Here is a 13,486-nt window from a genome sequence, read left to right as displayed (position 1 = left end):
CTGAAGACGTGATGGCCGGCGACGGCATCTGGAGCGACGAAACCGATTGGGAGCTCACCGATCTCGACGGCGAGTTCGACGGTGAAGAAGTTCTGGCCATGCCGACGGTGGCGGTCGTGGGCCGCCCGAATGTCGGCAAGTCGACCCTGGTGAACCGCATTCTGGGCCGGCGCGAGGCGGTCGTCGAGGACATCCCCGGCGTCACCCGCGACCGAATCTCCTACGAGGCCAACTGGTCCGGGCGCCGCTTCCTGGTGCAGGACACCGGCGGCTGGGAGCCCGACGCCAAGGGCCTGCAACAGTCGGTGGCCCGGCAGGCCGAGGTGGCCATGCAGACCGCCGACGCGATTCTGCTCGTGGTCGACGCCGTGGTCGGCGCGACCGCGACCGACGAGGCCGCGGTGAAGATGCTGCGCCGCTCCGAGATCCCGGTCATCCTGGTCGCCAACAAGGTCGACGATCAGAAGGTCGAATCCGAGGCGGCCGCGCTGTGGTCGCTGGGTCTGGGCGAGCCGCGGATGGTCAGCGCGGCGCACGGTCGCGGCACCGGCGATCTGCTCGACGACGTGCTCGCCGTGCTGCCGGAAACCCCGCGCGAAGGCACCGGCGGCACCGGTCCGCGACGCGTGGCGCTGGTCGGCAAGCCCAATGTCGGCAAGTCCAGCCTGTTGAACAAGCTGGCCGACGACGAGCGCTCGGTCGTGCACGACGTGGCGGGCACCACCGTCGATCCGGTCGACTCGCTGGTCGATCTCGGCGGCAAGATCTGGAAGTTCGTCGACACGGCCGGCCTGCGCCGCAAGGTCTCGCACGCCAACGGCACCGAGTTCTACGCGTCGCTGCGCACCAAGGCGGCGCTGGAGGCCTCCGAGGTCGCGATCATGCTGATCGACGCGTCCGAGCCGATCACCGAGCAGGACCTGCGGGTGATCAGCATGGTCGCCGACTCCGGTCGCGCGCTCGTGCTCGCCTTCAACAAGTGGGACCTGGTCGACGAGGACCGCCGCCTGCAACTCGACCGCGAGGTGGATCGCGACCTGGTCCGCGTCCCGTGGGCGCAGCGGGTGAACATCTCCGCGCACACCGGCCGCGCGGTGCAGAAGCTGGTGCCCGCCATGGAAACCGCGCTCGAGTCCTGGGACAAGCGCGTCTCCACCGGCCGCCTGAACACCTGGCTCAAGGAAGTCGTGGCGGCCACCCCGCCGCCGATGCGCGGCGGCCGCCTGCCGCGCATCCTGTTCGCCACCCAGGCGACGACTCGCCCGCCGACGTTCGTCCTGTTCACCACCGGCTTCCTCGAGGCAGGCTACCGCCGCTTCCTGGAGCGCCGCCTGCGCGAAGAGTTCAACTTCGACGGCTCCCCGGTCCGCATCTCGGTCCGCGTCCGCGAAAAGCGCGAACGCACCTCCAAGAAGCGCTGACCCAGCCGATCAGCTGAAGAGCCCCGAGACGCGTCCGCGCCCCGGGGCTCTTCTCCCTCGACAGCTCCGCCTAGAAGCCCCCGCCTGCGCACTTTTTCGCAAGTCGCGCACGAAATCGCCCGCAATTTCAAGCGCGGCCGCATAACTCATGCGCGGCCGCACGACTCGTGCGCGGTGGCCACCCTTGCTGATGGTGCTCAGGCGGGGACGGTGGCGTGGAATTGGTGGAGTATCTCGGCGCCGCGGGCGGGGTCCTGCATCATCCAGTAGTGGGTCAGGCCGTCCAGGACGGCGTGACTTGCGCCGAGGCGCTGTGCCATCTCGGTATCGCCGGCTACATCGGCCATGGGGTCGGCGGCGGGGGTGATGACCAGGCCGGGAATGCTTGCCGGGCCGGTGATCTCGCGGCCCCAGTCGGCATGCAGATTGGGCGTCGAGGATCGGTAGAGCGCCAGGATCGCCGCGCTCATGGTTTCGTCGTGGGTGGCGTCTATCTCGCCGGCCAGTGCGGCGCTCACCCCGCGCGGCCGGAGATAATCGCCGAAGGTGCCGCCGCTGCCGGGTACGGCGGCGCGGGCTCCGGCCATCGCCGCCTCGCCGTCGCCGGTCTGCCAGAGTTGCGCGATCTGATGCCACACGTAGTCGGGATGCCAGCCGTATACGACGTCGCTGACCCAGCTACGTATCGGCACGTCGGACGCCGTGGCCACGCGCAGTGCGAGGTGCCCGCCCCAGTCGTGTCCGACCAGATCGATCGGCCCTTCGATGGCGCGTAATTCGTCGGCCAGCCAGGCCGCGTAATCATCCTTGCCGCGTAAGTGCGCGGCGCGCGGGCTGCCGAAACCCGGGAGCCGCAGCGCCACGGTGTCGCCTTTCGTATGAGCCCGAACCTCGTCCCAGATGCTGGGCACTTCCGGTACGCCGTGGACGAACACTGTCGGCATGAGGATCACTCCGTAACTAGAGGGCGAAATCGACGTCATCGGACGCTTCTGCGCCATCGAACGTAGGTGTCGTGCGCAGCGGCGGGTACCGGCCGAACGGCTGAGATTCCCCGCCTGAGCGCTGGTATCCGACCGCCGACGGGTGTGAGATGCGCGACGCGCTGACCGTGCCGACGCGCGCGCGGGGGAGGTGACCTGGCATTATCCGTCCATGGTCATTCCCAGCGTGCTGCCGGAACGTCCGACCGCCGGAACCCCGTTCGAAACGGGGTGGCCGGTACGTCTCGCCGACACCGACGGCGATCAACGCCTTCGGCTCGACGCCATCGCCCGCTATCTGCAAGACATCGGGTTCGAGCATCTCGATGCCGTCGAGGACGGCGACACCCATCGCGGCTGGGTGGTGCGCCGGACGGTGATGGATGTGCTCAAGCCGATCCAGTTCGGCGAGCGGGTCACGTTGCGCCGCTGGTGCTCCGGGCTGTCCACCCGCTGGTGCAATATGCGGGTGCAGATCAGCGGCAGCGCCGGCGGCCTGGTCGAGACCGAGGCCTTCCTGATCCACTTCGGCACCGAATCCGGCGTGCCCGCCCGGATGAGCGACCGCTTCATGGAGCCGATGCTGGCCGCCACCACCGAACACCGGCTGCGCTGGAAGGCCGCGCTCACCGATCCGGCGCCGGCCGCCGACGCGGACGGCGTCACCGTGCGCCCGTTCCCGCTGCGCATCACCGACATCGACATGCTGGACCACGTCAACAACTCGGTCTACCTCAGCGGCGTCGAAGAGGTCCTGGCCGACCACGACGACCTGAAGTCCGGCCCGCATCGCGCGATCATCGAGTACGTGAAGCCGTTGAAGTCCGGCGACGACGTCGACCTGGCCGCCTTCCGCACCCGCTCGGCCCTCGACATCTGGTTCACCGTCGCCGGCGAAACCCACGCGGTGACTAAGGTCGTCCCCATCTGAATCCGGTCGCCGGCTAACCTCCCAGCTCCGCGACGGTGGCGTGAGCGCCCTTGGCGTACAGCGAGTCCAGCACCGCGACATAGGCGCTCACGAACCGTGGTTCATCGATCAGGTCACCGAAAACCGAACGCGCAGTGAGGAATGCGGTGCGATCGTCGCGCTGCCGGCGGGCCAGCGGGATCAGCTGTTCGCGCAGGGGGTCCACGATGTCGATCGTCTCGCCGTGTTCGTCGATACCCTCCGCATAACGTGCCCAGCTCGCGACAATCGCGGCGGCGCAGGCGATCTCGCCGTCCGCCGCGAGTCGCTGCCGGATCACCGGGAGCACCCACTTCGGTATCCGATCGGAGGACTCCGCGCACAACCGCGCCACGGTGTCGCCGATCGCCGGATTGGAGAACCGTTCGATCAGCGTGCGCTTGTACGCGTCGAGGTCGACCCCTGGCACCGGTAGCAGGGTCGGCGTCGCCTCGATGTCCATGTACCGCAACAGGAATCGCTGGAATGCCGGATCCTGCGCCGCGTCGTGCACCAGCCGGTACCCGCTGAGATAGCCGAAGTAGGCCAGCGCCTGGTGACTCGCGTTCAACAGCCGCAGCTTCATCAATTCGTACGGCGCGACATCATCGACCAACTGCACGCCGACCGAGCCGTAGTCCGGTCGTCCGAGGGTGAACGAATCCTCCAGCACCCATTGGGTGAACGGCTCCGTCACCACCGGCCACCGATCCGCCACTCCGTACCGCCGGGCCACCTCCGCCGCCGCCTCGGGCGGGGTGACCGGTGTGATCCGGTCCACCATCGAGTTCGGGAACCGCACCTCCCGCGCCACCCACTCGCCGAGTTCGGGGTCGCGTAACCGGGCGAACGCGCTGAACGTCGCCCGCGCGACATGCCCGTTCCCCTCGATGTTGTCGCACGACATCACCGTGAAGGGCGCGACGCCGTGCGCTCTGCGCCGCGCCAGTCCCTCGACGATCAGCCCGAAGATGGTGGCGGGCAACGCATTCGGCGCGATATCGGCCTGAATGTCGGCGGCGTCGGCATCGAATTCGCCGGTGGTCGCGCAGATGTGATACCCGCCCTCGGTGACGGTGAGCGAGACGATCCGGGTGGCCGGATCGGCGAGCTTGGCCAGTACCGCCTCGGGATCGTCCGGCGCGTACAGGTATTCGACGATCGAGCCGATCACCCGGGTGGCCCAGCTGCCGTCCGGTGCCAGCACCGACAGCGTGTACAGCCCGTCCTGCGCGGCCAGCGCGTCCCGCATCCGGCGATCGGCGGGCAGCACGCCCACCCCGCAGATGCCCCACTCCCGTGCGCCGCCGGCCTCCAGCAGCCGGTCGATGTACATCGCCTGATGTGCGCGATGAAACCCGCCGACACCGAAATGCACTATGCCGGTGGTGATTCCCGTCCGGTCATAGGTCGGCACGGCGATCGCCGAGTCGAGGTCGTGCAGCGTCGCGGCACGCAACGGCTTGCTTGTGTCCCAAGTCATAACTACCCCACCACTGTTGTGTACGTCACATCTCGGATGGTACCCTCTGTGAGCAGTAGCTCACATGCTGAGCATATGTTCAGCCTCGATGAGGAGGCCGCGTGGCCACCGTCCCTTCCCGCCCGGGTACGCCCGATGACGTCCGGCTCGCGCTCCGCGCCGCGCAGCTCTATCACCTAGAAGGCGCGACTCAGGCCGAAATCGCGGCCAAACTCGGGGTCTCCCGCCCCACCGCGGGCCGGCTCATCGCCAGGGCCCGCGCACAAGGCCTGGTGCGCATCGAGATCAGCGTCCCCGACGAACTGCGCGACGCCGTGCACACCGACCTGGAGAGCGACCTCGAGCGCGCCTTCGGCCTCACCGAGGTCGTCGTGCTCCGCGACGTCCCCGACGGCTCACCCTCGGGCCTGCTGCCGCTGGCCCGGGCCGCGGTCGGCGTGCTCGCCCGCCGGCTGCAACCGCAGTCCACCCTCGGATTCACCTGGGGCCCAGAGACAATCGCCGTCGCGCACGAATTACGCACCAAGTCCGCGCGTTGCGCCACCGTCGTCCAGCTCGACGGATCGATGACCTCGGTCGACTACCAGACCGGCGTCGACTACACCCTCGGCCGCTGCGCCACCGTGCTCCAGGCCACCCCGGTCCGCCTGAACGCCCCGCTCTACGCCGACGCCGCGACCGTGACCGCGCTGGAACAGGATTCGCTGCTCGGCCATCCGATGGCGCTGGGCCGCAACGCCGACGTGATGATGTTCGGCGTCGGCACCGTCTCCACCGCGACCACCCTGTTCGAGGGCAGCTACCTCGACAGCGCCATCCTCGACGAGCTGCGCGGACTCGGCGCGGTCGGCGAGATCGGCGGCCGTTTCTTCCGCGCCGACGGCGCCGACGTTCCGGGATCGCTTGCCGCACGTACGGTTTCGGTCGGTCTCGACGCGATCCGCGCCTGTCCGGCCACGCTGCTGATCGCCGGCGGCGCGGTCAAACACGAGGCGACCCTCGCGGTGCTGCGCGGCGGCCTGGCCAAGATTCTCGTCACCGACCTCGAATGCGCGCGGTGGCTGCTGGAGCAGAAGGAGGGCGCGGCCGATGAGCAGGCATAGCCCATGGCGGAGAAACACACTGGCGCTGGCCGTTTCGACGGTTCTCGCCACGGCGGGCTGCGCGGGCGCGGGTTCGTTCACCTCCGGCGGCGGCGACACGGTCACCATCGCCATGGTGTCGAACTCGCAGATGCAGGACGCGATCAAGCTATCCGGTGAGTTCGAACGCGAAAACCCCGGCACCAAACTGAAATTCGTGTCGCTGTCGGAGAACGAGGCGCGGGCCAAGATCACCGCCTCGGTCGCCACCCACGGCGGCGAGTTCGACGTGGTGATGATCAGCAACTACGAGACCCCGCAGTGGGCCGCCAACGGCTGGCTCACCGACCTGTCCAGCTACGCCCGCAACACCCCCGGCTACGACGAGCAGGATTTCATTCCGTCGCTACAGAAGTCGCTGTCCTATCAGGGCAATATGTACTCGGTGCCGTTCTACGGCGAGTCCTCGTTCCTGATGTACCGCAAGGACCTGTTCGAGCAGGCCGGGCTCACCATGCCCGCCGAACCGACCTGGGACCAGGTCGCCGACGCCGCCGCCAGGCTCGACGACCCGGACCACGGCCGCTCCGGCATCTGCCTGCGCGGCAAGCCCGGCTGGGGCGAGGCGCTGGCCCCGCTCAACACCGTGATCAACACCTTCGGCGGCCGCTGGTTCGACGAGAACTGGCACGCCCAGCTGAACAGCCCGGAAGTCGTTCGGGCCGTGGAGTTCTACATCGACCTGGTCCGCGAGCACGGTGAACCCGGCGCGGCGACAAGCGGTTTCGGGGAATGCGCCACGCAGCTCTCCCAGGGCAACACCGCGATGTGGTACGACGCCACCTCGGCCGTCGGCGTGCTGGAAGATCCCGCCGCCAGCAAGGTGGTCGGCAAGATCGGCTACGCGCTCGCGCCGATCCAGCAGAAACCCAACTCCGGCTGGCTCTACACCTGGTCCCTCGGCATCCCGAAGACCAGCGACAAGCCCGACGCCGCCTGGAAATTCGTCTCCTGGATGACCAGCAAGCCGTACATCAAGATGGTCGGCGAGAAACTCGGCTGGTCCCACGTCCCGCCGGGTAGCCGCCTGTCGACCTATCAGATTCCCGAGTACAGGGAGGCCGCGAAAGCGTATGGGCCGCTGACCTTGTCGGCGATGGAGGGTGTCGATCCGGAACACCCGGGGGTGCGGCCGGTGCCTTACACCGGCATCCAGTTCATCACCATCCCGGAGTTCCAGGACCTCGGCACCCGGGTGAGCCAGCAGATCAGCGCCGCGATCGCCGGCCGGATCAGCGTCCGGGCCGCGCTCGACCAGGCCCAGCAGTACGCCGAGGTGGTCGGCCGGTCGTATCGAGAGGGCCAGTAATCATGTCCGAAACAACCACCGCCCCACCGCCGTCCGCCGAGAAGCCGGCCACGCCGCCGCCGCTCGTCTCCCGGCGCGACCACGTCTCCCGCGCCGAAGGCTGGCGACGCCGCGGACCGCTGCTGCCCGCGCTGATCTTCATGCTCGTGGTCACCCAGGTGCCGTTCGTCTTCACGCTGTACTACTCGACGCAGTCGTGGAACCTGGTGCGCCCCGGCTCCCGGCACTTCAACGGGTTGCAGAACTACGCGGATGTGTTCCGGGACAGCCAGTTCCGTGAGGTCGCGCTGAACACCGTGATCATGATCGTCGGCACCGTGCTCATCTCGGTGATCCTCGGCCTGCTGCTCGCGCTCCTGCTCGACCGCGCGTTCTTCGGCCGCGGCGTGGTGCGCACCCTGCTGATCACCCCGTTCCTGGTGACTCCGGTCGCGGCCGCGCTCATTTGGAAGACCACCATGCTCGACCCGATCTTCGGCCTGGTCAACTTCGTGCTGAAACCGTTCGGCGTCGGCCAGGTCGACTGGGTGAGCAAATATCCGCTGCCCGCCGTGATGGCCGACCTGGTCTGGCAGTGGACCCCGTTCATGATGCTGCTGATCCTGGCCGGGTTGCAGTCCATGCCGCGCGACATCGTCGAGGCCGCGAAGGTCGACGGCGCGAACTCCTTCGCCGTCTTCCGCGAACTCACGCTGCCGCACCTGCGCCGGTTCATCGAGCTCGGCGCGGTGCTCGGGGCCATCTACCTGGTCAACACCTTCGACGCGGTGTACATGATGACCTCCGGCGGTCCCGGCATCGCCAGCTCCAACCTGCCCTTCTACATCTATCAGCGCGCGTTCCTCGGCTTCGACATCGGCCAGGCCGCCGCGATGGGCGTCGTCACCGTCATCGCCACCACCGTGGTGGCCACCCTGGCGTTGCGCCTGCTGTTCAAGTCCTTCACCGGAAAAGAGGAAGCAGCATGACTGCGCACACCCTCGACCAGAAGTCCGCCGCCGACGCCGCGAAGCCCGCCGCCAAGGTGCGCAGGCGGCGCAGCAAGGCGGGGATGTTCTGGAGCGCCCTGGCCTGGGTGGTCGGCATCGGCTTCTTCTTCCCGGTGCTCTGGATGGTGCTCACCGCGTTCAAACAGGAGGGCGACGCCTACACCGACCCGCCGAAGCTGTTCTTCACCCCGACCCTCGACCAGTTCGCCGCGGTCCTGGACAGCGGCATCGGCACCACGCTGCTGAACTCCACCTTCGCCACCGCGATGTCGACGATCCTGGTGCTCGTCCTCGGCCTGCCCGCCGCGTTCGCCCTGTCGCTGCGCCCGGTCCGCCGCACCCAGGACGCGCTGTTCTTCTTCATCGGCACCAAGATGCTGCCGGTGGTCGCGGCGATCGTCCCGCTGTACGTGATCGTCGGCGACATCGGCCTGCTCGACAACATCTGGGCGCTGGTCATCCTCTACACCGCGATGAACCTGCCGATCGCGGTCTGGATGATGCGCTCGTTCTTCCTCGAGGTGCCCAGCGAACTACTGGAGGCGGCGAGCATGGACGGCGCGAGCACCTGGACCGGGGTGCGCGAGGTGATCCTGCCGCTGGTCTCGCCCGGCATCGCCGCCACCGCGCTGATCTGCGTCATCTTCTCCTGGAACGAATTCTTCTTCGCGGTGAACCTGACCGCCGTGCAGGCCCAGACCATTCCGGTGTTCCTGGTCGGCTTCATCACGGGGGAGGGCCTGTACTGGGCCAGGTTGTCCGCCGCCGCGGTGCTCACCGCGCTGCCCGTTGTCCTGGCCGGTTGGATCGCGCAGAACAAGCTGGTGCGCGGTCTCTCGTTCGGCGCCATCAAGTAAGGAAAAACCATGGCCACCATTCGTTACGACTCGGCTTCCTGCGTCTACCCCGGCGCGGAAACCCTGGCGGTCGACTCGCTCGACCTGGACATCGCCGACGGCGAATTCATCGTGCTGGTCGGGCCTTCCGGCTCCGGCAAGTCCACCGCGCTGCGCATGCTCGCCGGCCTGGAGGAGATCGACGCGGGCTCGATCCGCATCGACGGCGCCGACATGGTCGGCGTCCCGTCCAAGGACCGCGACATCGCCATGGTCTTCCAGAACTACGCGCTCTATCCGAACAAGACCGTCGGCGAGAACATGGGTTTCGCGCTCAAGATGCTCAAAGTGCCGCTGTCCGAACGCAAACGACGCGTCGCCGAGGCCGCCGAACTGCTCGGCCTCACCCCGTACCTGGACCGCAAACCGGCGAAACTGTCCGGCGGGCAACGGCAACGGGTCGCCATGGGCCGCGCGATCGTGCGCGAGCCGCGGGTGTTCTGCATGGACGAGCCGCTGAGCAACCTCGACGCCAAGCTGCGCGTGCAGACCCGCACCCAGATCGCCGCCCTGCAACGGCGCCTGGGCACCACCACCGTCTACGTCACGCACGACCAGGTCGAGGCCATGACCATGGGCGACCGGGTCGCGGTGCTGCGCGACGGTCGGCTGCAACAGTTCAGCACCCCCGCCGAGCTCTACGACCGCCCCGCCACCGCGTTCGTGGCCGGCTTCATCGGCTCGCCGTCGATGAACCTGTGCACCGTCGCGCTGGTCTCCGGCGGCGTCGAGATCGCGGGCACCACACTGGAATTGCCGCGCGACGCGATGACCCGGCTGGCCGCGGCGAACCTGGACACGGTCACCATCGGCATCCGCCCCGAGCAGCTCGAACTGCGCAGGGACGGAACCGGTTTCGCGGTCACCGTGGAACTCGTCGAGGAGCTGGGCAGCGAATCCTATGTCTACGCCCGGCCTTCGGCGAAGGTCACCGGCCTGGACGGCGAATCGTTCCTGTTCGTCTCCCGCTCGGCGATCCGGTCGCCGGCCAAGCTGGCCGAATCGGTCAGCCTGACCGTGACCGACGCCGCCGCGGTGCACCTGTTCCACCCGGTGACCGGCGAACGGATCACCGAATAGGCGTGCCGATACGTGAACAATGCGTTATCACTTCGTGTGCGGACAAATGCACGGTGGGCTACTAACGTTCCCTAGCGGAGCGGCCGCATCCCGCCGCTGTATGGACAACCCGCACCGGAGGCATGCGTGACCGTCGACTCCTCAGCGATCGGTAAAACCGCCCTGCACAACGTTCGCGTCTTCGATGGCCACGGCCTGACCGAGCCGACGACGGTGGTGATCGACGGGGCAGTGATCGGCACCGACGCCAGGGGGGCCGACCGGGTCGACGGTCACGGCGCGATCCTGCTACCCGGCCTCATCGACGCCCACGTCCACCTAGCCGGGCCGGAATCGCTCGACCAGCTGGCCGCGCACGGCGTGACCACCGCACTGGACATGACCACCTTCCCGCCGGACAAGCTCGCCGCACTGCGTAATCGGCCGGGTACCACCGACATTCGCAGCGCGGGCACGCCGATCATCGGCGCGGGCGGCATGCACGCGCACCTTCCCGGCCTAGCCGAGCACGCGGTCATCCACGGTCCGGAGCAGGCCGAGGCGATGGTCGCCGAGCGCGCCGCGGCCGGATCGGACTACATCAAGCTCGTGCTGGAGGCGCCCGGGGAGGGCGGCCCCGACGAGGCCGCCGCCAAAGCCGTTGTGGCGGCGGCGCATGCCCTGGAGCTGCGGGTGGTCGCGCACGCGGCGTCGCTGGGCGCCTACACCCTCGCCCTGGATGTGGGCGTCGACGTCGTCACGCATATTCCGTCCGACGGCCAGTTGCCCGCCGAGGATGTGCGCCGGATGAAGGCGGAAGGCCGGGTCGCCGCGCCGACGCTGGTCATGATGCAGGGCATCGCGACGGCTTTGGGCCGGCTCGGCTTCGCCGACAGCCTCGCCAGCGTCGCGACCCTGCACGCCGCGGGGGTGCCCATTCTCGCGAGCAGCGATGCCAATGCCGAGCCGGGCGTGCCGTATCAGCCGCCGCACGGCGACTCGCTGCACCGCGAACTGGAACTGCTCGTCACCGCGGGCTTGACGCCGGTGGAGGCGTTGAACGCCGCGACCACCCTGCCTGCCCGATACTTCGGCCTGCTCGACCGCGGCGCCATCACCCCCGGCCTGCGCGCCGACCTCGTGCTCGTCGACGGCGACCCGCTGGCCGACATCCACGCCACCCGCGCCATCACCCGAGTCTGGTGCGGCGGCATTCCACCCGCCTGATCGGCGGAAGACAAGGCGAGCCGTCGGGGTATCGCCCAACTGCCTAGGCGACACCCTGACGGCTCTCCACCTTCAGAGCGACACGACTCCCTGCGATCTGAGCAGCCTGGTCAGGTTCGCGCTCACCAGACCCGCCGCTCGCAGCACCGCCTCCGCGATCGCGGGCAGCCGGTTGAGCTCGCCCACCGTCCCGGCCAGCGCGGCCACCACCTCACCGGCGGGCCCGCGCACCGGCGCCGCGACACAGGCCAGCCCGAACCGGCTCATGTCGGTGTCGTAGGCCAGTCCGCGATCCCGCGCCACCGTGATCTGCCGGTTCCACTCGCGCGGCGAGAACCCCTCCGGTGGCGTGTGACTCGGATGCCCGATCGCCAGCACCTGTTCGGCCGCGGTGCCCGAGGGCAGCAACACCCCCGCGCGCAGCGGGAAGACCTCGTCGATCTCCCGCCCGATGCCCCCGATCAGCATCGTGTGCCCCCGATCGGTCACCGACAGGCTGAAACCACCCCGGTCCGTCGCCGCCGTCAGCTGTCCGAGCGGCCGGGCCGAGGCCGCCCGCAGCAAGCGCGCCGGTTGCCAGGTCTGCCCGAGCCGGAACACCCGTGGCCCGATCTGATAGCGCCCACCGCGGCGTTGTACTGCTCCTTCCACCACCAGTTGATTGAGTAACCGATAGGCCGTCGCCTTCGGTAGGCCCGCTGTCGACGCCAGCTGGGTCAGGCCCAGCTCGTCCCCGTGCGCCAGAGCCTCCAGCAGGGCAAATGCCCCCTCCAGCACGCCGCGGCCCCCCATGGCCGGCTTTTCCATCGTCGTTTCGTTCACTCTCTGTCCTCCCGTGCAGATACTGCAACGAACCGAGCACGTGGTGCTTATCGTTCACGGTCCAGCAAATGGAACGCCCGGTTCGCTCATCAGACCGACAACTTCCGCGGGCGGCCGACCAGCTACAGCATTGGTCCGTCGCGCCGAACCGGCACCGGGCGGTTCTTCTACACGGAAGAGTCTCCGGTTTCGGCCCTTCACCCACGTTTCATCGACGTCTCACGGCGTCGAGGGCGGTGAAATCGTCGGCGCGCGCAACCACTCGGGGGAAATTTCGGGCAGACGAAATCGAGGGAGATCACATGGTCGACAGTCTTTTCGCGGACGTGTCATATTTTCAGGCGCCGGTGGACGATTCCTATCCGCACGGCATCCTCAGCTTCCGCTCCAACGACGGCACGTTCCGCGATCCGAACTTCGCCGTCAACTACGAATGGGCTTGCCGGGCAGTCGATTCGGGGCGGCTGGCGTGCTTCGTCGTGTACTTCTACTGGCGGCCGAACTGGCTGGAGACGGTCGAGACCCATCGCGAGATGGTCGCGGGGATGGGCGGCCCGCATCCGCGGATGATCGTCATGATCGACGTCGAATCCGGGGGTAATCCCGGCGGCGATCAATCCGAGGGCATCAACGCCGCCTACTGGAATCTCGCCGACTGGCTCGGCGACCGCCGCCGGGTGATCGGCTACGCCAACCAGGGCGACTTCTACGCCATGTGGTCCGACCGTCCCGACGGCCTGCGCGTGGTCGGCGCCGGTTACGGCCGCAACCCGAACCTGCCCGGCCAGCTCGCCCACCAATACACCGACGGACAAGGCTTCGGCGGCGGCCTGCCCGAGGGCTGCCCGCCGTTCGGCGACTGCGACATGAACGCCGCCTACGACATGTCGCCCCAGGATTTCGCCGCGGCCTGCGGCGTCGGAATAGAGGAGGAATTCATGTCCGCATTGAACGAGCTCGAGCAGCGCGAGCTGCTGGACAAGACCCGGGCGATCTGGATCCAGCTGCTCGGCCCCGAGGGCAGCGGCTGGCCCCAGCTCGGCCAGAACGAGAAGGGCCAGAACCGCACCCCGGTCGACGCCCTCGCGGCCGTCGAAGACGCCCTCGAACGTCCACGGAAATAGCCGCGCACTCGGTCGCGGTGCCGGCCCGACACCACCGGCGCCGCGACTTCGTGCTGCCCGCCGCCGAGACCATCCGACGATT

Annotated in this window: 12 protein-coding genes; 9 read left to right on the top strand and 3 right to left on the bottom strand. The window is 68.4% G+C overall.

All coding sequences use genetic code 11. The features are described from left to right. The first annotated feature begins 11 nt into the window (after window positions 1-11). A complete protein-coding gene (der, locus tag F3087_RS44665; RefSeq protein WP_150408300.1) occupies window positions 12-1,421 on the top strand; it encodes a ribosome biogenesis GTPase Der in 1,410 nt (469 codons plus the stop codon). Between the two features lie 197 nt (window positions 1,422-1,618). On the opposite strand, the gene F3087_RS44660 is transcribed toward der, so the two are convergent. Next, the gene (locus F3087_RS44660; RefSeq protein ID WP_150408282.1) at window positions 1,619-2,365 is read right to left on the bottom strand and encodes an alpha/beta fold hydrolase; all 747 of its coding nucleotides are present in this window, start codon (window positions 2,363-2,365) and stop codon (window positions 1,619-1,621) included. A gap of 211 nt (window positions 2,366-2,576) precedes the next feature. Between F3087_RS44660 and F3087_RS44655 the strand changes: the two genes are divergently transcribed. After that, entirely contained in the window at window positions 2,577-3,335 is a 759-nt protein-coding gene (locus F3087_RS44655; RefSeq protein ID WP_150408281.1) for an acyl-[acyl-carrier-protein] thioesterase, read from the top strand. A 13-nt stretch (window positions 3,336-3,348) separates the two neighbouring features. On the opposite strand, the gene F3087_RS44650 is transcribed toward F3087_RS44655, so the two are convergent. Then, window positions 3,349-4,836 carry a mannitol dehydrogenase family protein gene (locus F3087_RS44650; protein ID WP_150408280.1) on the bottom strand — a complete coding sequence of 496 codons (1,488 nt, stop codon included), beginning with the start codon at window positions 4,834-4,836 and terminating at the stop codon, window positions 3,349-3,351. A 101-nt stretch (window positions 4,837-4,937) separates the two neighbouring features. On the opposite strand from F3087_RS44650, the gene F3087_RS44645 reads away from it, so the two are divergent. From F3087_RS44645 to F3087_RS44620, 6 genes are all read left to right on the top strand, one after another. Next, window positions 4,938-5,939: a sugar-binding transcriptional regulator gene (locus tag F3087_RS44645; RefSeq protein WP_150408279.1), complete on the top strand. Its 1,002-nt coding sequence runs from the start codon at window positions 4,938-4,940 to the stop codon at window positions 5,937-5,939. Further along, window positions 5,926-7,287, top strand: a complete 1,362-nt coding sequence (locus F3087_RS44640) for an ABC transporter substrate-binding protein (RefSeq protein ID WP_150408278.1) — start codon at window positions 5,926-5,928, stop codon at window positions 7,285-7,287. Before F3087_RS44645 ends, F3087_RS44640 begins: the two co-directional genes overlap by 14 nt. 2 nt (window positions 7,288-7,289) lie before the next feature. Then, window positions 7,290-8,255 (top strand): carbohydrate ABC transporter permease, encoded by a 966-nt coding sequence (locus F3087_RS44635; protein ID WP_150408277.1) that lies wholly within the window; start codon window positions 7,290-7,292, stop codon window positions 8,253-8,255. A gap of 83 nt (window positions 8,256-8,338) precedes the next feature. Further along, window positions 8,339-9,133 (top strand): carbohydrate ABC transporter permease, encoded by a 795-nt coding sequence (locus F3087_RS44630; protein WP_223885827.1) that lies wholly within the window; start codon window positions 8,339-8,341, stop codon window positions 9,131-9,133. Window positions 9,134-9,142: 9 nt separating this feature from the next. Continuing rightward, window positions 9,143-10,252: an ABC transporter ATP-binding protein gene (locus tag F3087_RS44625; RefSeq protein ID WP_150408275.1), complete on the top strand. Its 1,110-nt coding sequence runs from the start codon at window positions 9,143-9,145 to the stop codon at window positions 10,250-10,252. Between the two features lie 126 nt (window positions 10,253-10,378). Beyond that, a complete protein-coding gene (locus F3087_RS44620) occupies window positions 10,379-11,458 on the top strand; it encodes an amidohydrolase family protein (RefSeq protein ID WP_150408274.1) in 1,080 nt (359 codons plus the stop codon). 72 nt (window positions 11,459-11,530) lie between these two features. Here F3087_RS44620 and F3087_RS44615 read toward each other — a convergent pair whose 3' ends face one another. Next, on the bottom strand, window positions 11,531-12,280 hold the full coding sequence (locus tag F3087_RS44615; RefSeq protein ID WP_150408273.1) for an IclR family transcriptional regulator: 750 nt from the start codon (window positions 12,278-12,280) through the stop codon (window positions 11,531-11,533). 302 nt (window positions 12,281-12,582) lie between these two features. On the opposite strand from F3087_RS44615, the gene F3087_RS44610 reads away from it, so the two are divergent. Beyond that, window positions 12,583-13,404, top strand: coding sequence for a hypothetical protein (locus tag F3087_RS44610; RefSeq protein ID WP_150408272.1), 822 nt, complete (start codon window positions 12,583-12,585; stop codon window positions 13,402-13,404). The last annotated feature ends 82 nt before the right edge of the window (window positions 13,405-13,486 follow it).

The organism is Nocardia colli (assembly GCF_008704205.1).
Lineage (GTDB): Bacteria > Actinomycetota > Actinomycetes > Mycobacteriales > Mycobacteriaceae > Nocardia > Nocardia colli.
The sequence above is the reverse complement of the archived record's forward strand: the minus strand, read 5'-3'. Positions and strand labels throughout refer to the sequence as shown.

What these genes read in the sequence shown, in the direction of transcription:
- der (WP_150408300.1), top strand. Translation starts at nt 12, where the DNA reads ATGGCCGGCGACGGCATCTGGAGCGACGAAACCGATTGGGAGCTCACC.
- F3087_RS44660 (WP_150408282.1), bottom strand. Translation starts at nt 2,365, where the DNA reads ATGCCGACAGTGTTCGTCCACGGCGTACCGGAAGTGCCCAGCATCTGG.
- F3087_RS44655 (WP_150408281.1), top strand. Translation starts at nt 2,577, where the DNA reads ATGGTCATTCCCAGCGTGCTGCCGGAACGTCCGACCGCCGGAACCCCG.
- F3087_RS44650 (WP_150408280.1), bottom strand. Translation starts at nt 4,836, where the DNA reads ATGACTTGGGACACAAGCAAGCCGTTGCGTGCCGCGACGCTGCACGAC.
- F3087_RS44640 (WP_150408278.1), top strand. Translation starts at nt 5,926, where the DNA reads ATGAGCAGGCATAGCCCATGGCGGAGAAACACACTGGCGCTGGCCGTT.
- F3087_RS44635 (WP_150408277.1), top strand. Translation starts at nt 7,290, where the DNA reads ATGTCCGAAACAACCACCGCCCCACCGCCGTCCGCCGAGAAGCCGGCC.
- F3087_RS44630 (WP_223885827.1), top strand. Translation starts at nt 8,339, where the DNA reads ATGTTCTGGAGCGCCCTGGCCTGGGTGGTCGGCATCGGCTTCTTCTTC.
- F3087_RS44625 (WP_150408275.1), top strand. Translation starts at nt 9,143, where the DNA reads ATGGCCACCATTCGTTACGACTCGGCTTCCTGCGTCTACCCCGGCGCG.
- F3087_RS44610 (WP_150408272.1), top strand. Translation starts at nt 12,583, where the DNA reads ATGGTCGACAGTCTTTTCGCGGACGTGTCATATTTTCAGGCGCCGGTG.